Origin of the sequence: Paraburkholderia sp. BL25I1N1, from assembly GCF_003002025.1 — a bacterium.
In the GTDB taxonomy this organism is placed as follows: Bacteria; Pseudomonadota; Gammaproteobacteria; order Burkholderiales; family Burkholderiaceae; genus Paraburkholderia.
On sequence record NZ_PVZB01000005.1, the window covers coordinates 277,977 to 299,388 of the forward strand.

The 21,412-nt window shown below is 63.9% G+C and carries 15 protein-coding genes; 10 read left to right on the top strand and 5 right to left on the bottom strand.

From position 1 onward, the window contains the following. Nucleotides 1-132: 132 nt before the first annotated feature. From B0G73_RS09985 to B0G73_RS10000, 3 genes are all read left to right on the top strand, one after another. The gene (locus tag B0G73_RS09985) at nt 133-1,785 is read left to right on the top strand and encodes an acetolactate synthase large subunit (protein WP_106280237.1); all 1,653 of its coding nucleotides are present in this window, start codon (nt 133-135) and stop codon (nt 1,783-1,785) included. Between the two features lie 25 nt (nt 1,786-1,810). Continuing rightward, entirely contained in the window at nt 1,811-3,247 is a 1,437-nt protein-coding gene (locus B0G73_RS09990; RefSeq protein ID WP_106280239.1) for an aldehyde dehydrogenase family protein, read from the top strand. A 359-nt stretch (nt 3,248-3,606) separates the two neighbouring features. Beyond that, entirely contained in the window at nt 3,607-5,079 is a 1,473-nt protein-coding gene (locus tag B0G73_RS10000; RefSeq protein WP_106280241.1) for a DEAD/DEAH box helicase, read from the top strand. A 208-nt stretch (nt 5,080-5,287) separates the two neighbouring features. Here B0G73_RS10000 and gluQRS read toward each other — a convergent pair whose 3' ends face one another. Beyond that, nucleotides 5,288-6,178: a tRNA glutamyl-Q(34) synthetase GluQRS gene (gene gluQRS, locus B0G73_RS10005; RefSeq protein WP_106280243.1), complete on the bottom strand. Its 891-nt coding sequence runs from the start codon at nt 6,176-6,178 to the stop codon at nt 5,288-5,290. Nucleotides 6,179-6,209: 31 nt separating this feature from the next. After that, nucleotides 6,210-7,073, bottom strand: coding sequence for a sulfurtransferase (locus B0G73_RS10010; protein ID WP_106280245.1), 864 nt, complete (start codon nt 7,071-7,073; stop codon nt 6,210-6,212). Nucleotides 7,074-7,405: 332 nt separating this feature from the next. On the opposite strand from B0G73_RS10010, the gene dnaE reads away from it, so the two are divergent. Next, entirely contained in the window at nt 7,406-10,987 is a 3,582-nt protein-coding gene (gene dnaE / locus B0G73_RS10015; RefSeq protein ID WP_106280247.1) for a DNA polymerase III subunit alpha, read from the top strand. 36 nt (nt 10,988-11,023) lie between these two features. Here the strand turns inward: dnaE and B0G73_RS10020 are convergent, their stop codons facing one another. Beyond that, a complete protein-coding gene (locus B0G73_RS10020; protein ID WP_106280248.1) occupies nt 11,024-11,785 on the bottom strand; it encodes a glycosyltransferase family 2 protein in 762 nt (253 codons plus the stop codon). A 202-nt stretch (nt 11,786-11,987) separates the two neighbouring features. On the opposite strand from B0G73_RS10020, the gene msbA reads away from it, so the two are divergent. From msbA to B0G73_RS10045, 5 genes are all read left to right on the top strand, one after another. Then, nucleotides 11,988-13,781 carry a lipid A export permease/ATP-binding protein MsbA gene (gene msbA / locus B0G73_RS10025; RefSeq protein WP_106280250.1) on the top strand — a complete coding sequence of 598 codons (1,794 nt, stop codon included), beginning with the start codon at nt 11,988-11,990 and terminating at the stop codon, nt 13,779-13,781. A gap of 113 nt (nt 13,782-13,894) precedes the next feature. Further along, the gene (locus tag B0G73_RS10030) at nt 13,895-14,971 is read left to right on the top strand and encodes a glycosyltransferase family 4 protein (protein ID WP_106280252.1); all 1,077 of its coding nucleotides are present in this window, start codon (nt 13,895-13,897) and stop codon (nt 14,969-14,971) included. 348 nt (nt 14,972-15,319) lie between these two features. Beyond that, a complete protein-coding gene (locus tag B0G73_RS10035) occupies nt 15,320-16,447 on the top strand; it encodes a glycosyltransferase family 9 protein (RefSeq protein WP_106280452.1) in 1,128 nt (375 codons plus the stop codon). Next, nucleotides 16,447-17,793: an O-antigen ligase gene (locus B0G73_RS10040; RefSeq protein WP_106280254.1), complete on the top strand. Its 1,347-nt coding sequence runs from the start codon at nt 16,447-16,449 to the stop codon at nt 17,791-17,793. Before B0G73_RS10035 ends, B0G73_RS10040 begins: the two co-directional genes overlap by 1 nt. Before the next feature lie 5 nt (nt 17,794-17,798). Then, complete coding sequence (locus B0G73_RS10045; RefSeq protein WP_106280256.1) at nt 17,799-19,058, top strand: glycosyltransferase; 1,260 nt, start codon at nt 17,799-17,801, stop codon at nt 19,056-19,058. Nucleotides 19,059-19,074: 16 nt separating this feature from the next. Here B0G73_RS10045 and B0G73_RS10050 read toward each other — a convergent pair whose 3' ends face one another. Both B0G73_RS10050 and B0G73_RS10055 read right to left on the bottom strand, forming a co-directional pair. Then, complete coding sequence (locus B0G73_RS10050) at nt 19,075-19,395, bottom strand: hypothetical protein (RefSeq protein WP_106280258.1); 321 nt, start codon at nt 19,393-19,395, stop codon at nt 19,075-19,077. Between the two features lie 85 nt (nt 19,396-19,480). After that, on the bottom strand, nt 19,481-20,029 hold the full coding sequence (locus B0G73_RS10055; protein ID WP_106280259.1) for an ester cyclase: 549 nt from the start codon (nt 20,027-20,029) through the stop codon (nt 19,481-19,483). A 219-nt stretch (nt 20,030-20,248) separates the two neighbouring features. Between B0G73_RS10055 and B0G73_RS10060 the strand changes: the two genes are divergently transcribed. Next, entirely contained in the window at nt 20,249-21,175 is a 927-nt protein-coding gene (locus tag B0G73_RS10060) for a recombination-associated protein RdgC (RefSeq protein ID WP_106280261.1), read from the top strand. Nucleotides 21,176-21,412: the final 237 nt, after the last annotated feature.

Consider the following 21,412-nt stretch of genomic DNA (forward strand, 5'->3'; position numbering starts at 1 on the left):
ATGCCATCGTAGTCATGCCGGGCATTGCCGGCGTGGCCGGCGTCGTTTTCGATCGTCCGTTTTTGATCGCCAGTTTCCGGGCCCCGGCGACGGGGTCGCGGCCCGCGTCCGTATCATCAAGCGAGACCCTCAATGAAAGCATCGGACCTGTTCGTCAAATCGCTGGAAGCCGAAGGTGTCGAGTACGTGTTCGGCATTCCCGGTGAAGAAAATCTCGATCTGCTCGAATCGCTGCGCCGCTCGAAAATCCGTCTGATCCTCACGCGCCACGAACAGGCGGCCGGCTTTATGGCCGCCACGTACGGCCGTCTCACCGGGCGCACGGGGGTGTGTCTGGCCACCCTCGGGCCGGGCGCGACCAACTTCGTGACCGCCGCGGCCTACGCGCAACTCGGTGGCATGCCGATGCTGATGGTCACCGGGCAAAAGCCGATCAAGTCGAGCAAGCAGGGACATTTTCAGATCGTCGACGTGGTGCGCATGATGGAGCCGCTCACCAAGTACACGCGGCAGATCGTATCGATCGCCAATATTCCGGCGATGGTGCGCGAGGCGGTTCGTCAGGCGGAGGAAGAGCGGCCGGGCGCCACGCACCTCGAATTGCCCGAAGACGTCGCGCATGAAGAAGGCGACGGCAAGCCGATTCCGAAGAGCTACAGCCGCCGTCCCGTCGCCGAGGAAAAAGCCGTGGCGCGCGCGGTCGAGGCGATCACCAGCGCGAAGCATCCGTTGCTGATGATCGGCGCGGGCGGCAATCGCAAGACCACCACCAAGATGCTGCGCGAGTTCGTCGACCAGATCGGCATTCCGTTCTTCACGACGCAGATGGGCAAGGGCGTGATCGACGAATCGCACCCCATGTGGCTCGGCAATGCGACGCTCTCCGACGGCGACTTCGTGCACCGCGCGATCGATCACGCGGACTGCATCATCAACGTCGGTCACGACGTGATCGAGAAGCCGCCGTTTTTCATGCGCAGCGGCGACGCGGGCGAGAAAACGGTGATTCACGTCAACTTTCTCGGCGCGGAAGTGGACACCGTGTACTTCCCGCAGATCGAAGTGGTCGGCGATATCGCCAACGCCGTGTGGCAACTCAAGGAAAGCCTCAAGGAGCGGCAGGAGCATTGGGACTTCACGCGCTTCAAGGAAATCAAGGAGCACTTCGAGGCGCATCTGGCCAAAGGCCAGCACGACGACCGCTTTCCCATGTATCCGGTGCGCGTCGTCAACGACGTGTACGAGACCACGCCGGTGGACGGCATCGTGTGTCTGGATAACGGCATGTACAAGATCTGGTTCGCCCGCTACTACCGCGCGCATGAACCGAATTCGCTGCTGCTCGACAACGCGCTGGCGTCGATGGGCGCGGGCTTGCCGTCGGCGATCGCCACCAAGATCGTGCACCCGGACCGCAAGGTCATGGCCGTGTGCGGCGACGGCGGCTTCATGATGAACTCGCAGGAACTGGAAACGGCGGTGCGTCTGAAGCTGGATCTGGTGATCCTGATCGTGCGCGACGACGCCTTCGGCATGATTCGCTGGAAGCAGGAAAACATGAACTTCCCGGACTACGGCATGACGCTGAGCAATCCGGATTTCGTCGCGTATGCAGAGAGCTACGGGGCGAAGGGGCACCGCATCGAAACGGCGGGGGAATTCGCGCCGCTGCTGCGCGAATGTTTCGCGACGCCCGGCGTGCATGTGATCGATCTGCCGATCGACTATTCGGACAACGAGCGCGTGCTGAATCGCGAAATCAAGCGGCTTTCAGCGCAATTGTGAAGGCATCGGATCAAGGAGACGCGTCATGTTGCAGAAGACTTACCCGTACTACCTGGCGAACGTTGCGGTGGCCGCCAACACCGACCTGGAAGTCACCGATAAATTCAGCGGCGAAGTCGCCACCCGCGTCGCGATGGCCGACGCCGCCGCGATCGACAAAGCGATCGGCCATGCCGTCGACGCCATGCCCGCTTTGCGCGCCTTTCCGCCGTTCAAGCGCCAGGCGGTGCTCGAACATTGCGTGAAGCGCTTTCGTGAGCGCTACGACGAGCTGGCGCTTGCGCTGTGCATCGAAGTCGGCAAGCCGATCAACGACTCGAAAGGCGAGGTCACGCGCCTGATCGATACGTTCAAGGTGGCGGCGGAGGAATCGGTGCGCATCGACGGCGAGATCGTCAATCTGGAGATATCGCCGCGCGCCAAGGGTTACCACGGCTATGTGAAGCGCGTGCCGATCGGCCCGTGCTCGTTCATTTCGCCGTTCAATTTTCCGTTGAACCTGACCGCGCACAAGGTCGCGCCGGCCATCGCGGCGGGCGTGCCGTTCGTATTGAAGCCGGCGAGCCGCACGCCGGTCGGCGCGCTCATCATGGGCGAGATTCTGGCGGAGACCGACCTGCCGAAAGGCGCGTTCTCGATTCTTCCCGCCCATCGCGACGGCGCGGACCTGTTTACCACCGACGAGCGCTTCAAATTGCTGTCCTTCACCGGCTCGCCCGCGGTGGGATGGGATTTGAAGAAGAAAGCCGGCAAGAAGAAGGTGATCCTGGAGCTGGGTGGCAACGCGGCCGCGATCGTCGACGGCGATCAGGGTGACAAGCTCGACTATGTGGTCGACCGGCTCGCGTTCGGCGCGTTCTACCAGTCAGGGCAGAGCTGTATCGGCGTGCAGCGGATTCTGGTCCATGCAAAGGTCTACGATGCGTTGCGCGAGAAGCTGATCGCGAAAACGAAGACGCTCGTGATGGGCGATCCGAAAGACGAAAAGACCTTCGTCGGGCCGATGATCTCCGAATCGGAGTCCAAACGCCTCGCCGGCTGGATGGAGAGCGCGGTGCAGGCGGGCGCGAAGATCATCGCGGGCGGCAAGGTGGACGGCGCGATGTTCGAAGCCACGCTGCTCGAAGGCGTGAAACGCGACACGGATCTGTATCGCAAGGAAGCTTTCGGGCCGGTGGCGATCCTGGAGCGCTTCGACGATTTCGGCGCCGCGCTCGCAACCGTCAACGACAGCGATTTCGGGCTGCAAGCGGGCGTGTTCACGGATTCGCTCGCGCATGCGCATCGCGCGTGGGACGAACTCGACGTGGGCGGCGTGGTGATCAACGACGTGCCCTCGTTCCGGGTCGACAACATGCCGTATGGCGGCGTGAAGGATTCCGGGCTAGGGCGCGAAGGCGTGCGCTACGCGATCGAGGACATGACCGAACTGCGCTTGATGGTGATGCGCGAGACGTGGTGAGGCGGCGAACCCACACGCTGTCACACAACTGTCGTCCCCACGAACTACGCTGCGAGCGGGGCGCGCCACGGCTTTGCCGCGATTCTCCGGCGGCTGCGGAGCGTCTCGGCGGCTGGCTTTCGCGGGCGTAAGCAGAAAGCCGGCGCATGCGCCATGAGTGTTTTTGCTGAAGTGCTACAATACCGGCCTTTCCGGCGGGTGTTTCCGCCGGCCGGAGCCGGCCGCAATTTTTCCCGCCGTACCGACAGTACCAACGGGTCCCGTGCGGAACGCCGTGGCTCCGCCTTCATCACAATGCCCTCTGCGGTTCCGACCGCTGCCGCGCGCACGCGCGAAGCGCATTTTTAGCGAAAGCCACCATGTCCGACACAGCCGTCACGCCCAGTACTGCGACTTTTGATCAATTCGGCCTCGCGCCCGACATCCTGAAAGCCGTCAAAGAGTCGGGCTACACCATCCCCACGCCGATCCAGGAGCAGGCGATCCCTGTCGTGCTGGCCGGCCGTGACATGATGGGCGCCGCGCAAACCGGTACCGGCAAGACCGCAAGCTTCTCGCTGCCGATCATCCAACGTTTGCTGCCGCAGGCCAGCACGAGCGCTTCGCCCGCGCGTCACCCGGTGCGCGCGCTGATCCTCACGCCGACCCGCGAACTGGCCGACCAGGTCGCCGCGAACGTGCAGGCGTACGCGAAGCACACCGCGCTGCGCAGCGCGGTGGTGTTCGGCGGCGTGGATATGAATCCGCAATCCGAGCAACTGCGCCGCGGCGTCGAGATTCTGATCGCCACGCCGGGCCGTCTGCTCGATCACGTGCAACAGAAAACGGCCAATCTCGGCCAGGTGCAGATCCTCGTGCTCGACGAAGCGGATCGCATGCTCGACATGGGCTTCCTGCCGGATCTGCAGCGCATCCTGAACCTGCTGCCGAAAGAACGTCAAACCCTGCTGTTTTCGGCCACGTTCTCGGGCGAAATCAAGAAGCTTGCCGCCACGTATCTGCGTGACCCGCAGACCATCGAAGTCGCGCGCAGCAACTCGACCGCAACCAACGTAACGCAGGTCGTGTACGAAGTCGCCGAGGGCGACAAGACCGGTGCGGTCGTGCAACTGATTCGCGAACGCGGTCTCAAGCAGGTGATCGTGTTCTGCAACAGCAAGATTGGCGCGAGCCGCCTGGCGCGCAGCCTTGAGCGCGACGGCGTGGTCGCGACCGCGATTCACGGCGACCGCACGCAGAATGAGCGGATGCAGGCGCTCGACGCGTTCAAGCGCGGCGAGATCGAAGCGCTGGTGGCAACGGACGTCGCCGCGCGCGGCCTGGATATCGCCGAATTGCCGGCGGTGATCAACTTCGATCTGCCGTTCAATGCGGAAGACTACGTGCACCGGATCGGCCGTACCGGCCGCGCGGGTGCTTCGGGCGATGCGTTGTCGCTGTGCAGCCCGAACGAGCGCAAGCAGTTGGCCGATATCGAGAAGCTGATCAAGCGTCCGCTGGATGTGCAACGCCTGACGGTGGAAGCGCCGGTGCGGCATCATCATGAAGAACGCGCGCCGCGTCGCGAGCGCAGCAGCGAGGCTCGGGAAGATCGCGGCAGCCGTCGTCGCACGGGTGCGTCGTCGTCGGGTTCGTACGACCGGCCGCATCATCACCGCGCGCAGCCCGTGGATGATTTCTTCCTGAAGCCTTATGAGCCGTCGCCTTCTTCGGTTCGCAAGATCGAGGAGGCCGCTGCTTCCGCCGCGCCGCAGAAGGCGGCGTCCAAGCAGCCGCTGGCAGCGCTGCTAGGAGGGTTTGGGATGCCGCGGAAGTCGTCCTCGTCTACCTGATTTGTAGTTCGCTGCTTGCGGCGCGGTTTATCTCGAGGGACCGGGCTCGACCGCAAGCAGGGCGCCGTTTGAAGCGCGGCAAAATGAAGCGCGGCAAAATTTGAAGCCTATCGAATGCTCACGCCGCATCGCGCACCGTGCCGGTTGCCGCAGCCAGTTTGCGCAATGCGCACCGCGCACGGCAAGATTTTTCAGACGCGAATCGCGTTCACGCTGCCGGTAAGCCCATCCGTTTTGCCCATGCCGCCGTGGCGGCAGCATAAAAGCCGTCTAGCGTCGTATAGGTCGCAGCGTTTCCCAGATCGAGCCCAAGATGACGTGCCGCCGCGCTCAGCGCTTCAAGCGGCTTGTCATGATCCAGTGCTGTGGCTCCGTTCTGCTTGCTGAGTTTTTCGCCCTCTTCGTTCGTGACGACGGGCACATGCAGATATTCGGGTGTCGGCACGCCCAGGCAGCGCTGCAAATAGATCTGCCTGGCCGTTGAATCCATCAAATCCGCGCCGCGCACGATGTGCGTGATGCCCGCGTCCGCATCGTCGACGACCACCGCCAGTTGATAAGCCCATTGGTCGTCCGCGCGCTTCAGCACGAAGTCGCCGACCTCGGTGGCCAGATTCTGCGTCTGTTTGCCTTGCCAGCGGTCTTCGAACGTGATGATCGCCGCGTTGCCGTCCGGCACGCGCAAGCGCCAGGCGCGCGCCGGTTTGCCGTGCAGGCCGTTGCGGCAGGTGCCGGGATAGGCGAGCGTCGTATTGCGCATGTGCGCGTTGAGCAGCGAGTCGGCGATTTCCTTGCGCGTGCAGCCACATGGATAAATCACGCCCGTCGCTTTCAATTGCTCCAGTGCTTCCTGATACCGCGCCATCTGCGTGCTTTGCCAGACTGGCGATTCGTCCGCATGCATGCCGAAGCGTTGGAGCGTGGCGAGGATGTCTTCCGCGGCGCCGGGCACGGTGCGCGGGCCGTCGATGTCTTCAACGCGAACGAGCCATGCGCCGCGATGCGCACGCGCGTCCAGCCAGCTTGCGAGCGCACTGACCAGCGAGCCGAAGTGCAATGGCCCGGTGGGCGAGGGCGCGAAACGTCCGCGATAGGTCATGGGCCAGTGGTGGCGTGGTACGCCGCCGCCATCACGCGGCGCGCGCCGCCTTGCCGTCCGGATGGCATTCCGGACACGTCTTGCCCGCCACGTACAGCGGCGATTCTTGCGCTTGCGGCGGGACCACCGCGCGGCAGCCGAAGCATTGCGTGGTCTTGCTAGGCTCGAGCTGCGGATTGAGCGCGGTGCGGTAGTCGAATACGAAGCAGTCGCCGTGATAATGCGCGCCGCCCACTTCCTCGAAGTACTTCAGAATGCCGCCTTCGAGTTGGTATACGTTCTCGATGCCGACTTCCTTCATGTGGATCGCGGCCTTCTCGCAGCGAATCCCGCCCGTGCAGAACGACACGACCGTCTTGCCTTCCAGGTCCGCGCGATTGTGTTCGATCACTTCGGGAAACTCGCTGAATTTCGTAATGCGGTAATCGAGCGCGTTGTCGAATGTGCCGACGTCGACTTCGAACGCGTTGCGCGTGTCGAGCATCACGACCGGACGGCCCTGGTCGTCGTGACCGCGATCTAGCCAGTTTTTCAGCGTGGGCGCGTCGACGAACGGCGCGCGGCCGAGCTCCGGTCGGATGGCCGGCTTCTTCATCGTGATGATCTCGCGCTTCAGCTTGACCAGCATACGGGTGAACGGCTGCTTGTCCGACAGGCTTTCCTTGAACTGCAGATTCACGAACTTGCCTTCGAACAGCGCGTCGTGGCGAATGTAGTGGATGAAGGCGTCGGTGTTCTCGCGCGTGCCGGCGACGAACAGGTTGATGCCTTCCGGCGCTAGCAGAATGGTGCCCTTCAGGCCGAGCGCATTGCAGCGTTCCGTGACGAACGGGCGCCATGCAGCGGTGTCTTCGATAGTCGCGAAATGATACGAAGAGAGATTAACGATACTCATGAGTGTCCAGCGGTAAGAAGTGACCGGCCTCGCGGAAAACGGGGGCGCATTGGGCTGCCCGCCTTCAAACGCCATGCGGCGCGGCCACGTCGAATAGGGCGAAGCCCGTATTATCCCTCAACCCGGCGCTTTACCCGACTCGGCCGAATGGGCAACGGTTTGCGGTAGCGCAAATCGTTCGTCAACTTGCTGTCGATTCGCTCTGCGCGAGCGTCCGTTCGCGTGCTCGGCCAACGTGGAAGCGCCTATGCAAGCGGCTTGCCAATACTTGTCCTAAGCCGATCGGCTAACGCGCTGCTTTGGCCTGAAAACTCCGGAAGGGTGGAGTTACAATGTCGCCCATGTCAGATCCCCGCTTCGTTCATCTCCGCGTTCACTCCGAATTCTCGATTGCCGACGGCATCGTGCGTCTTGACGACATCGTCAAGGCCGCTGCCAAAGACGGTCAGGGCGCGCTCGCCCTCACCGATCTCGGCAACGCCTTCGGCCTCGTCCGTTTCTACAAGGAAGCCCGCGGCAAAGGGGTCAAACCCATTGCCGGCTGCGACGTCTGGATCACCAATCCGGACGACCGCGACAAGCCTTCCCGTTTGCTGCTGCTCGTCAAAGACCGGCGCGGCTATCTGAATCTGTGCGAACTGCTCAGCAAGGCCTCGCTCACGAATCAGTATCGCGGCCGCGCAGAGGTCGAGGCGAGCTGGCTGGAATCCGGTCTCGGCGAAGGGCTGCTTGCTTTGTCCGGCGCGCAGCAAGGCGACATCGGTCTCGCGCTCGCGGCGGGCAACGAAGAAGCGGCAAAGCGCAACGCGTTGCATTGGGCGAAAGTGTTCCCGGGCGGCTTCTATATCGAGTTGCAGCGCTGTGGTCTGCCCGGCGGCGAGCAGTATGTGCAGCAGGCGGTTGCGCTCGCGGCGTCGCTGAAATTGCCGGTGGTCGCCACGCACCCCATGCAGTTCATGACGCCGGACGACTTCACCGCGCACGAAGCGCGCGTGTGCATTTCCGAGGGCGACATTCTGGCGAATCCGCGCCGCTCAAAGCGCTTTACGTCCGAGCAGTACTTCCGCACACAGGAAGAGATGGCGGCGCTCTTCGCGGACATTCCGTCGGCGCTCGCCAACTCCGTTGAAATCGCCAAGCGTTGCAACCTCACGCTCGAACTCGGCAAACCCAAGCTGCCGCTGTTCCCCACGCCCGACGGCATGTCGCTCGACGACTACCTCGTGCAGCTGTCGAAAGAGGGGCTCGAAAAGCGTCTCGAGCAGTTGTATCCCGACGCGGCCGAGCGCGAAGCGCAACGCGAAACGTATTACGCGCGCCTCGAATTCGAGTGCGGCACGATCATCAAGATGGGCTTTCCCGGCTACTTCCTGATCGTGGCGGACTTCATCAACTGGGCCAAGAACAACGGCGTGCCGGTCGGACCGGGGCGGGGTTCGGGCGCGGGTTCGCTGGTCGCTTACGCGCTCGGCGTGACCGACCTCGACCCGCTGCGCTACAACCTGCTGTTCGAACGTTTCCTGAATCCGGAGCGGGTGTCCATGCCCGACTTCGACATCGACTTCTGCCAGCACGGCCGCGATCGCGTGATCCAGTACGTGAAGGAAAAGTACGGTGCGGACGCCGTGTCGCAGATCGCCACCTTCGGCACGATGGCGGCAAAGGCGGCGGTGCGTGACATCGGGCGGGTGCTCGATCTCGGCTACATGTTCACGGACGGCATCGCCAAGCTGATTCCGTTCAAGCCGGGCAAGCACGTCACGATTGCCGACGCGATGAAAGAGGAGCCGCTCCTGCAGGAGCGTTTCGACAACGAAGACGAAGTGCATCAGCTGCTCGAACTCGCGCAGCGCGTGGAAGGGCTGACGCGTAACGTCGGCATGCACGCGGGCGGCGTGCTGATCGCGCCCGGCAAGTTGACTGATTTCTGCCCGCTATATACGCAGGGCGATGAAAGCGGCGTCGTGAGCCAGTACGACAAGGACGACGTCGAAGCCGTCGGCCTCGTGAAGTTCGACTTTTTGGGTCTGACCACGCTCACAATTCTCGACTGGGCCGAGCGCTATATCCGCCGTCTCGATCCGTCGAAGCAGGACTGGTCGCTCGGGCAGGTGCCGCTCGACGATCCGGCGTCGTTCTCGATATTGAAGAAAGCGAATACGGTCGCCGTGTTCCAGCTGGAAAGCCGCGGCATGCAAGGCATGCTGAAAGACGCGCAGCCTGACCGCTTCGAGGACATCATCGCGCTGGTCGCGTTGTACCGTCCGGGCCCAATGGATCTGATTCCGAGCTTCTGCGCGCGTAAGCACGGCCGGGAAGTGGTGGAGTATCCGGATCCGCGCGTCGAATCTGTTCTGAAAGAGACCTACGGCATCATGGTCTACCAGGAGCAGGTGATGCAGATGGCGCAGATCATCGGCGGCTACTCGCTGGGTGGCGCCGACTTGCTGCGTCGCGCGATGGGTAAGAAGAAGGCCGAGGAAATGGCCGAGCATCGCGAGTTGTTCCGTCAGGGCGCCGCGAAGAACGGCCTGACCGCGGAAAAAGCCGACGAAATCTTCGACTTGATGGAGAAGTTCGCGGGCTACGGCTTCAACAAGTCGCACGCGGCCGCATATGCGCTGCTCGCGTACTACACCGCGTGGCTGAAGGCGCACCATCCGGCGGAATTCATGGCGGCGAATATGTCGCTCGCCATGGACGACACGGACAAGGTCAAGATCCTGTTCGAAGACTGTCTCACGAACAAGATGGCGGTGTTGCCGCCGGACGTGAATCTGTCCGCGTACCGCTTCGAGCCGGTTGCCGAGCCTGACGGCAAGCGTTCGAAAACGATCCGTTACGGCCTCGGCGCAATCAAGGGCAGCGGCCAGAACGCAATCGAGGAAATCCTGCGCGCGCGTGAAGAAGGTCCGTTCATCGACATCTTCGATTTCTGCAACCGGGTCGACCGCCGCATCGTCAATCGCCGCACGGTCGAAGCTCTGATCCGCGCCGGCGCGTTCGACACCTTGCATGCGAATCGCGCGCAACTGATCGCGTCCGTGTCGCTCGCCATGGAAGCCGCCGAGCAGGCGAGCGCCAATGCCTTGCAGGCCGGTCTGTTCGACATGGGCGACGCGCCCTCGCAAGGTCATGAGCTGGTGGACGAAGCGGAGTGGCCGGAAAAGAAGAAGCTGCAGGAAGAGAAGGCCGCGCTCGGCTTCTACCTGTCGGGCCATCTGTTCGACGCCTACAAGGGCGAAGTCCGCCGCTTCGTGCGCCAGAAGATCGGCGAACTGAAGGAAGGACGCGACAAGCTGATCGCGGGCGTGATCGCCTCGCTGCGCACGCAGATGACCCAGCGGGGCAAGATGCTGATCGCGTTGCTCGACGACGGCACCGGCCAGTGCGAAGTCACGGTGTTCAACGAAACGTTCGAGGCGCACAAGCAGCTGTTCAAGGAAGACGAACTGCTGGTCGTGCAAGGCCAGGCGCGTAACGACGCGTTCACGGGCGGCATCCGCTTCACCGTCGACACGGTCATGGACCTCGGTCGTGCGCGCTGCCGTTATGCGGAGGCGGTCAAGGTGCAGATGAACGGCAATGCGGACGCGCTGGCGTTGCGTCGCGTGCTCGAAGCGCACAGCGCGGGCAAGGACGAACCGCAAGTAGTCGCGGCGCCGGCGGCATCATCGCGTGGTGGAAATGGCGGTGGCAACGGCGGCGGCCGTAATGGCGGCGGCTATGGCGGAGGTGGCCAGCGTCAGGCGGTACAGATTCCGAACGGGCTCGCCGTGCAGGTGGTCTATCGCAGCCAGAATGCGGAAGGTGAAATGCGCCTGGGCGACGCATGGCGCGTGAAGCCGACCGACGAACTGCTCGCAGCGTTGCGTGGCGAGTTCGCGGGAAGCTCGATCGAGATCGTCTATTGACCGGTCAGGATGACTGCGCGGCTTACGTCCCAAGACCTACCGCCGCGCTTTCTCTCCCAGCCGCGCCAGCTTCAAAAACCGGTAATACACCGTCTCCGCATTGAACACCGCGATCATAAAACCGGCGCGGCCGTCCAGGAAACCACGGCGCAGCAGGTAAGTCCGCACGAACGCCCACGTGCCGCGTCCGAGCGCCTTGCCGAAGCTGCCGCGTTGCCCCGCCGCGTGACGTTGCTGGGCGCCCGCCGTCGAATATGCGTCGAGCTTGCGCAACACGCCTTCGAAGTCCTCGTAGGAGTAATGCATCAGCTTGCCGTCGAGTCGCTGCGCCGGCGTGTCGAATACCAGTCGCTCATGCACCAGGTCGTCGGAGAATCGCGCGGCGCCGCGTTTGAAGAGGCGCGGAATCCAGTCCGGATACCAGCCGCTGTGATGAATCCAGTGGCCGCAAAAGCTCGACAGCCGGTCTACCGCGTAGACCTCCGCAGTCGGAGTCGTCATCGCGGCGCGAATCGCGGAGGCCAGTTCCGGCGAGACGATCTCGTCGGCATCGATTGAAAGAATCCAGCTCGTGCTGAGCGCGTCGACCGCGCGATTCTTCTGCGGGCCGAAGCCCGGCCAATCGGTTTGCTCGATCACGCGTGCGCCGTGCGCGCGGGCGATCCCGGCGGTGCCGTCGGTGCTGCCGCCGTCGATCACGACGATCTGATCGGCGAAGGCCACGGCTTGCAGACATTCTGCCAGCCGCGCCGCCGCGTTTTTGGTGATGATGGCGACGCCGAGGGTGGTTTCTTGCATACCTGAAGTAGCGTGGTGGGCGGAATGACGGAACGGGTCGCGCAAGCGGAATGCGCCAGGCGAGTTGCACGAGGAGTATACACAGCCGGTTCTCAACCTTCGACGCTCACCCCCAAGCGTTTACAATGCTCTTTTTCGATATTCCGCGCGGCCGGCCTTCCGTCCGCCGCGCGGTAGCCGTTCCGCCTTCTCAGAGGATTCCTTGAGCGCGAAGCCAACGTTAAGCAAACCCATCGGTTCAGGCGAGGCGTCGTCGGCCGCCGTCGTCTTTAAACGGCTGTGGCCGTATATCCAGCCGCTGATCTGGGTTCTCCTCGGCGCAATCGTCGCGATGGCCGTCAGCGCCGCCACCGACGCGGCGATCCCAGCCTTGCTCAAGCCTCTGCTGGACAAGGGCTTCGGCGCGCACGCCAACGACAAGACCAAGTGGTTCGTGCCGGCCGCGGTGATCGGCCTCGCCCTGGTTCGCAGCCTGTCGCAATACGCGTCCGGCTATCTGCTCGCCTACGTGACGAACAAGATCCTGCTCGACCTGCGCCTGAAGATGTTCAGCCGCATGATTCACACGAGCGTTGCGTTCTTCCAGCGCGAAACCGCGAGTACGGTCATCAATGCGATCGTCTTCGAGGTGAACCAGATTCTCAACGTGCTGCTGAGCGTGCTGGTCACGCTGGTGCGCGATTCGCTCACCGTTGTCTTTCTGCTCGGCTATCTGTTCTATCTGAACTGGCGTTTGACGCTGATCGTCGCGGTGCTGCTGCCGGCCATCGGCTGGCTGGTCGGCAAGATCAACCGCCGATTGCGCCGTCTGAACCGCGAGCATCAGTTGCTGACCAATGAGCTTTCGTACATCGTCGAAGAGTCGGTGGGCGGGTATAAGGTCGTCAAGGTGCACAACGGCGAACAGTACGAGATGGACCGCTTCGAGGCGATGAGCAAGCGTCTGCGCGGCTACGCCATGCGCATGACCGTGTCCGGCGGCCTTGCGCAGCCGTTGACGCAGTTCCTTGCGTCGATCGCGCTTGCTGTAGTGATTACGATCGCGGTGGTGCAGTCGTCGTCGGATCAGACCACGGTCGGGGGCTTCGTCGCCTTCGTCACGTCGATGCTGCTGATCATCTCGCCGCTCAAGCATCTGATGGACGTGAACCAGCCGCTGCAACGCGGCATGACGGCGTGCGAGCTCATCTTCGGTCTGATCGACGAGCCGTCCGAACCGGCAGGCGGCGGCAAGCCGCTCGAGCGCGCGCGCGGCGAAGTGGAATTCCGCGGCGTCTCGTTCAACTACGGCGCCAACGCCACGCACAACCGCCACACGCTCGACCAGGTGTCGTTCAAGGTGGCGCCGGGCGAGATGGTCGCGCTCGCCGGCCCGTCGGGCAGCGGCAAGACCACGCTGGTGAATCTGCTGCCGCGCTTTTTCGATCCGACCGCCGGCCAGATCCTGGTCGACGGCGTGGCGATCCCCGAATACGATCTGCACGCGCTGCGCAGCCAGATCGCGATGGTGAGCCAGGACGTGGTGCTGTTCAACGACACGGTCGCCAATAACGTCGCCTACGGCCAGACCGCCGACCCCGACAAGGTCAAGGCGGCGCTGCGCGCGGCCAACCTGTGGGACACCGTCGAGGCCATGCCGAAAGGCATCGACACATTGGTCGGCGACAATGGCTTGATGCTCTCGGGCGGCCAGCGGCAGCGTCTGGCAATCGCGCGCGCGATCTACAAGGACGCCCCGATCCTGATCCTCGACGAGGCGACATCGGCGCTGGATTCCGAGTCCGAGCGGCACGTGCAAGCCGCGCTGGAAACCTTGATGAAGGGCCGCACGACACTCGTCATCGCGCACCGCCTCTCGACCATCGAGCGCGCCAACCGGATTCTCGTCATGGAAGCGGGGCGCATCGTCGAGAGCGGCAGCCATCGTGAACTGCTGGCGCGAGACGGGCTGTACGCGCATCTGCACCGCATCCAGTTCCAGCAGACCACGGCCTGACGCGCGCGACACGTCGATCCGCCATTCGGCTTTCCATTCACGCGGTCCGCTGGCCCGGACCGCGCACGACTTCCCCCTTAACATTTGACGAGGCGCAGGCGCGCGCGGTCTGAATGAACAAACTTGGACTCTCCAGTAACGCCCTGCGGCACAGCGGCGGGCTCGAGCGCTACGCCATGGATCTGGTGCGTGGCTTTGCCGCGCTCGGCGTCGAACCGGCTTTCTTCGCGCGCCGCTTCGACGCGTCGTTGCCCGAATTCAAACTGGTCGAGCCGCACCGTATCAACGTCTCGTTCCTGCCGGGTAAACTGCGCGATCGCTGGTTTTCGTGGCGCTTGCGCGCGGCGCGGCGCGCGGCGCAGGTCGATGTGCTGATCGGCTGCAACCGCGTGGACTCGTCGGAGATGGCGATCTGTGGCGGCACGCATCTTGGTTTTCTGCGGGCGACGGGGCGCGCGCAGAAGCCTTCGGACGGCTGGCAGATCGCGCTCGAACGCCGTCAGTACGAGCGCTCGAAAGTGGTCGTGGCGCATTCACAGTTGATGCACGACGAACTGCGCGAACTGTACGGGGTCGACGAAGCGAAGATCCGCGTGCTGTATCCGCCCGTCGATGCCACACGCTTCGCGCCGACCGACGCCGCCACGCGCGCCGCGTTGCGCCACAAATATGGTTTCGCCGACAACGAAATCGTCCTGCTGTTTCCGTCGAGCAGCCATGAGCGCAAGGGCTTGCCGCTCATCGAAGCCGCGCTGCGTGACACGCCGCTGCCCGTGGTGGTGGCCGTGGCGGGGCGGCCGCCCGCTCGCACATCCGAACGGCTGCGCTATATCGGCTACGTGAAAGAGCTCGCGCAGTGCTACCAGGCCGCGGACTTCACGATCCTCGCATCGACGTATGAGCCGTTTGGCTTGGTCGGCATTGAATCGGTGATGTGCGGCACGCCGGTCATTTTCCCGTCGAGCATCGGCTGCTGCGATGCGATCGCGCCGCACGCGAAGTTCGTTTTCGCGCCGGACGACCTCGCCGACCTGCGTGCCACTCTCGAGCGGGCAGTTCGCGTGCATCGCGACGGCACGCGTCGCGCACCGTCCGAATTTGCCCACGACGCGGTGCTTTACGACGCAAGTGTGGCCGCTCACGCAAGCGCGCTGTTGACGCTGGCGCGGCAGATCGACGCCGCGCGTTAGGACTCGCCGCAGCCTTGCCGTGTACGGCGCGGGCGGCCCTGCTGGCGCGGTTTTGCGTCGTTCGGCGGCAGGGCCACATGTTATAATTTTGAACTACCAACGCTCGAACTCAGATCGAGCGGAACGCCCCATTTTTATTTCATCGAGCTTTCCATGCCGGCCTGGACAGGCGGCGGGCCAAAGGCGCCGCGTCCCGAGCCGCGCCAGCCCGCCGTGACGGGACCGTCGCCGCTGCACTGGAGGCCTTCGGGAAGAATACCGCTGGAGATTGTGCATGGCGAACGCGACCTCACGCCGGGTATCGGCGTACTGCAAGATCGCGGCGGGAACCCACGCGCCGATGAGCCTATGAGTCGGCTTACCGGGCGTCTTCGTATTTTTGCGCGGGCTATCCCGCGACTGCTGATCAAGCCACTGCGCCGCGAGTCGCGGCATCCGCGCCGTATCCTGATTGCGCATCATCTGTTGCTGGGCGACACGCTGCTGCTCACGCCGTTGCTCGCCAAGCTGCGCGAGCAATACCCCCAGTCGCAGATCGTTCTCGCCTGTCCGAAGGCGATCGTGCCGCTGTACGCCGGCCGGCCCTTCGACGTCACGGCCTTGCCGTTCGATCCGCGTGATTCGAAGTCCGTGCGCGACGTTCTGCTTTCCGGCCCTTACGACCTCGGCATGGTGCTCGGCGACAATCGTCATAGCTGGCTCGCGTTGGGCGCGGGCTGCCGCTGGATCGTCGGACACTCGGGCGATCGGCCGGCCTGGAAAAACTGGCCGCTCAACCGCAGCGTGCCGTATCCCGACACGGCGGCGGCCTGGGCCGACCTCGCCACGGAACTGATCGACGGGCCGCCGCCGCGCGCTTATCGCCCGGCCGACTGGCGCGCGCCGCAACATGCGGCGCTGCCCGAGCCGTCGCTGCTGACCCAGCCTTACGTCGTGCTGCATCCGGGCGCGAGCACCAGCGTCAAACGCTGGCCCAACGCGCGCTGGCGCGAGCTGGCGCAACGCGTGGAAGCGCTCGGCTATCTGCCGGTATGGACCGGCGGTCCGGGCGAGGCGGAGCTGATTCGCGCGATCGACCCGGACCCGCATCATCCGAACCTGGCGGCGCGGCTCGGCCTCGGCGAGTTGTGGCATCTGTTTGCCGGCGCGCAAGCCGTGGTTTGTCCCGATACCGGCGTTGCGCATCTGGGGCGTCTGATTGGGGTGCCCACGCTCGCGCTGTTCGGGCCGGGCAACGCGCTGATTCACGGCGCGGGCCGCTATTGGCGCGAGGTGCCCTTCGTGCCGATCACGATCGCTGACATGCCGTGCCGCGATCAGCCTTTTATTTTCCGCCGAGAGGTAGCATGGGTGCGACGCTGTGATCGCAACGAGACGACCTGCGTCGCGTGGCGCGGCGACCATGCCGACTGCATGGGCCGGCTGTCGGTCGAGTCGGTATATAACGCATTGCAAAATGTTCTGGTGAAAGTGTAATGACTCACACGGCTGCGCGAGTGGAGCGCGTGTTCTGGGTTGCCTGTCCGGTCATTCTGTTCGTGGTGATGTTCGGCCACATGACGGCGATCGTCTTCAACGCGCTCGCCCTGATGGCGCTCGGCGTGGCGGCGGCGGCCTGGTCGCCCGAGCGGCCCTCGCTGCGGCACTGGCCGCTGGCGCTGCCGATCGCGGGCTGGGCCGGCTGGAGCCTTGCCTCGGTCGCGTGGTCCATGTATCCGATGATCAGTCTGCACGCGTGGTGCGACGAAGTGCTCTATCCGCTGGTGTCGTTCTGGGGCTTCTGGCTATTCGGCACCCAACTGCGGCGGCCCGAGCCCGTGGTGGCCGTCAACTGGATCGCCTGCGTGGCGGTCGCCGTGATCAGCGCGCTCAACTGGGGGCATTTGCAACCGCCCACCGCCAATACCTTCCCCATGCATTTCTATAACCGCGTCGGCCACACCAGCACGCTCGCGGTATTTGCCATGGCGCTGTTCGCGGGCTTCATGCTGCGGCCTCGTTGGCGCGTGATCGGCGCGAGCGGCATCGTGCTGTGCCTCTTCATTGGCCTCGCAACGCTCAACCGGTTCTTCTGGCCGGCGGCCGCCGCGACGCTGCTGGTCGCGTTGTTTCCGCTGTACCGGCGGCGCCTGCCGCTGGCGTTGCTGGTCATTGCCGTGGTGGGCGCGGCCGGCGTCGGCACGCTCGAACTTAGCTCCCGCCTGCGCACGGCTGCGCTGCCTCCTTCCGTGCAGCAGCCGCACGATCTGGCGATCGACGGTCATCCGGTCTACGTGCCGGGTTCGCTTTCCGCGATCGGCGACACCGTATCGGCCGACACGCGTCCGAAGCTATGGGCGTTCTATATCCACGAGGCCGAGCGCCACCGGTGGATCGGCGTGGGTTTCGGCAAGCCGCTGCCGGGTATCGTCTATCGCAGCGAAATGCCGGCCAGTTTGCTGGCGGTCGAACCGCAAGCGCTGACGCATGCGCACAACCTGTTCATCAACACGTGGTTGCAGACGGGGTTCGTCGGCGTGGTGCTGCAGACCGTGCTGTTGCTGTGCCTCGTTTTGCGTTTCTGGCGGCTGCGTCGAGTCAAGCCCTGGCAGTGCGCCGCGGGCGTTGCGCTGGTGGCCGGTATGATCGCGAAAAATTCGACCGATGACTTCATGTGGCAGACCACCATGCTGGCATTCTGGGCTTTTGCCGGCCTGCTGCTAGGTTGCGCGGAACAGGCTCGCGCGCCGGGCGCAGCGTCGAGCGGGACCGCACGCGGGCAATCCACGGCGGCACGCAGTGAACAGCGGCGCGAAGCGCCAACGGCCAAGTTGGGCGAATAACCAGGATGACGAACGTGAACCCCCGCTCTATCGAAGCCGACCGCACCCCGCTGCGCATCCTGTTTCATATCAACGATTTCGGCAAAGGCGGCACCGAGACCGCATTGCTCGCCTGGCTGAAGACGCTCGACCGGCGCCTGTTCGCGCCGAGCCTGTCGGTGGCGTATCCGACCGACGACCTGGCGTTCTGGCGCGCGCAGTCGATTCCCGAAGACGTTCCCGTCCACGTGCTCGCCTCGTCGAAATGGATGTACGCGCTGCATGACGCGGCGCGCCGGCGCAAGCTGGGCACCGGCGAGAAGTTACTGCACAAGCTGTCGACCTACGGCGCGATCCGGCCGCTGCTGGCGCTGCGTATGCGGCACCTGGTCAAGCAACACGATCTGGTTTGCGATTTCGATTTTTCGCTGCGCCATATGGCGGGCAGTGGCAACGTGCCCTGGTTCGGCGTGAACCATTTCAGCCTGGCGGCACGGCTCGGCGGCAAGAGCGCGCGGTACATCGCCCGGCGCGTGCGGCATTACGCGCGCTACTCGGCGATCACCGTGCTGATCCCCGCCATGCTGCACGAGGCGCGGGAACTCTTTTCGACAACCGGCGTGGAGATGGACATCGTCGAGTTGCCGAACGTGATCGACGTCGACACGCTGCGGCAGGCGGCGCGCGCGGAGATCAAACGGCCGGCTGAGTCGTTCATCGTTTCCGTGGCGCGTCTGGACGAAGGTCAGAAGGACCACAAGACCTTGTTGCGAGCCTACGCCCAGTTGCGCGAGCGCGGCCGCTGCGAGGCGGCGCTCGTTCTGATCGGCGAGGGGCGGGACCGGCGCGAGCTGGAGCAACTCGCCGACCAACTGGGGATCGGTGCATCGGTACAGTTCCTTGGCTTCTGCGCCAATCCGTTGCCCTATATCCGGCAGGCAGAAATGCTCGTGCTGAGCAGCCACTATGAGGGTTGCGCCGTGGTGCTCGGCGAGGCGATGGCGCTCGGCACGCCGGTGCTGTCGACGGATTGCCCGACCGGTCCGCGAGATATGCTGGAAGGTGGCAAGGCCGGCCTGCTGGTGCCGATCGGCGACGTGGACGCCATGGCGCTCGCCATCGAACGCCTGCTGACGGACACCGAACTTCGCCGCAGCGTCGCGCAAGCCGCGCTGCAAAAAGTCGAGACGTTCACGCCGCCACGCGCCAATCAGCGGATGCTGGAACTGGCGCAGCGCCTGCTGGCGAAGCAGGGCTCGCCGTCGGGCGTGCTGGAGCCTCGCTGAGGCGCAAGCCGGAGATTCACACGCCGCCAGTCACTAGCGGCAACACCGTCAGGTCCGGATGCGTGCCATCCACAATGCTGCGGCCCACGTGCACGGCTTCATACACGGCTTCGTCCTCGCCGGCAAAACTCTCTTCGCCATCGGGGTGGAACGGCACCGCATGGCCGGGAATGGCCGGGTCCGCGCCCGGATGGCAAACGTAGCCGATATACGTGTAGCGCTGATTCGCCGCGCTCGGCGTGTGCCCTTCGCTGGGCGGGTTCTTCAGAAACGGCGCAACGTGAATCTCGAATCCCTCGTACTCCACCATCTGCCAGGCTGCGGTTTGATCGGCCATGGCCGCCTCCGTCTAGTCACGCGCTTGTCAAAAAGTCTAGGTGATTTAAACCTAACGCGCGCTCAAAACGGCTACGGCTAAACCATTACGGCTTGATGGCGCCGAGTTGCTTGAGCAGCGTCAGGTTGTCTTCGAGGTGCCAGTTTTCGACAATGCGGCCGTCTTTCACGCGATATAGATCGAAGGCCTGGAAATCGACGGTCTGGCCGTTGCCTTTGAGGTTCTGGAACTGCCCGGTGAAATGACCATGGAAATGCAGATGAACCGAGGCGCGATCGCCGGCCACCACGAGGTCGTCGATTTCCGCATGCAGGTCGGGCACGGCCGCGCGAAAACCTTTCGACGCCTGCAGCGGACCGTCAGGACCTTGCGGGCGTCCATCCGGCAAGGTGCGGTCGATGAAGGCAGGCGACAGTGCGAGTTTCGCGTAGGCCTCGTCGCCGGTATTCCAGAAGGCGGCATAGCGGCGGGCGGTTCGCACGACTTCGGCGCTTTGCGCCGAAGTCGACGCGACGGCGACGTGGTGCGGCACGGGCAGGTCTGCGTCGCTGGCGGCGTGGGCGCTCAAGGCGCCGGCGAGGCTTGCGGCGATCAGCACGTGATGGCCGATTCGCGAGAGGGATGAGGTGGACATGGTGCGCTCCGGAGAGAGTTGAAGTGAATGAAGCGTATTCTCCGGTGTAAGGCCGTGTTTGATAATCGGTCTGTCACTTAAAGGATTATCCGCTTTTATTTGAAAATGACCGCGACGCCGTGAACGCCCGGGCGACGAAGTAACAGAGTCCTTCCAGCCGACCGCGCGACATCTATCGTCAGATAGAATGGTGCGCTTTGCCCGTACACGACTCCGCCCATGTGGTTCAAAAACCTTCAGCTTCACCGTCTTCCCGCTCCGTGGTCCGTCACTCCGGAGCAGATGCAGAAGTGGCTCGCGCCGCACGCGTTCGCGCCCGGCAACAGCGTCGAGATGCAAAGCCATGGCTGGGCATCGCCGCGCGATAACGACTCGCTGGTCTATTCGCTCAATGGCCAGATGTTGCTGGTGTTTCGCGCCGAAAAGAAACTGCTGCCGGCGTCGGTCGTCACGCAGGTGACCAAGGAACGCGCGCTCGAACTCGAAGATCAGCAGGGCTTCAAACCCGGCCGCAAGCAGATGCGCGAACTCAAGGAACAGGTCACCGACGAACTGTTGCCGCGCGCCTTCAGCATTCGTCGCGACACGCGCGTGTGGATCGATTGCAAGAACGGCTGGCTCGTGATCGACGCGGCTTCGCAAGCGGTCGCCGATGAAGTGCGCGGCCTGCTGGTCAAGTCGATCGATCAATTGCCGCTCGGCACGGTGCGTGTCACGCATTCGCCGGTCGCGGCCATGACCGAATGGCTGCTGTCAGGCGAGGGCCCCGCCGGCTTCACGCTCGACCAGGACACCGAGTTGCGTTCGCCCACCGAAGGCAACGCGACCGTGCGCTATGTGGGACATACTTTGGATGCCGAAGATATGCGCCGTCATATCGAAGCCGGCAAGCAATGCATGCGGCTCGCGATGACGTGGAACGACCGCGTGTCGTTCGTGCTGACGCCCTCGCTGACGATCAAGCGCATCGCGCCGCTCGACGTGCTGAAGGAAGCGAGCGACCCCACCGCGCAAAACGACGACGAACGCTTCGACTCCGACGTCACGTTAATGACCGCCGAGCTCGACCGCATGCTGAGCAATCTGCTCGATGCGTTGGGTGGCGAGCAGGGCGGCGAAGCCATGCCGCAAGCCAAGGCGGCGTAAGCAGCTTCTGGTTTCATGGTTCGTTGCAGGCCGGCGCGTTGAAGTCATTTCCGCGCCGGCCTTTTTTGTGGCCGATCGATCTGACGCGAAAGCGCATCGGCATGAGCGGCACAAAGATACACGAGCGAGGCGTGGCAAATGTGCGCTGTCGCTTAGTGGGTCACGCCCGGGCCACGCGCGCCCGCGCCGCCAAAGTGGTTAAGATGGCGATCAGCAGAACGCATCAGTCACGGAGGA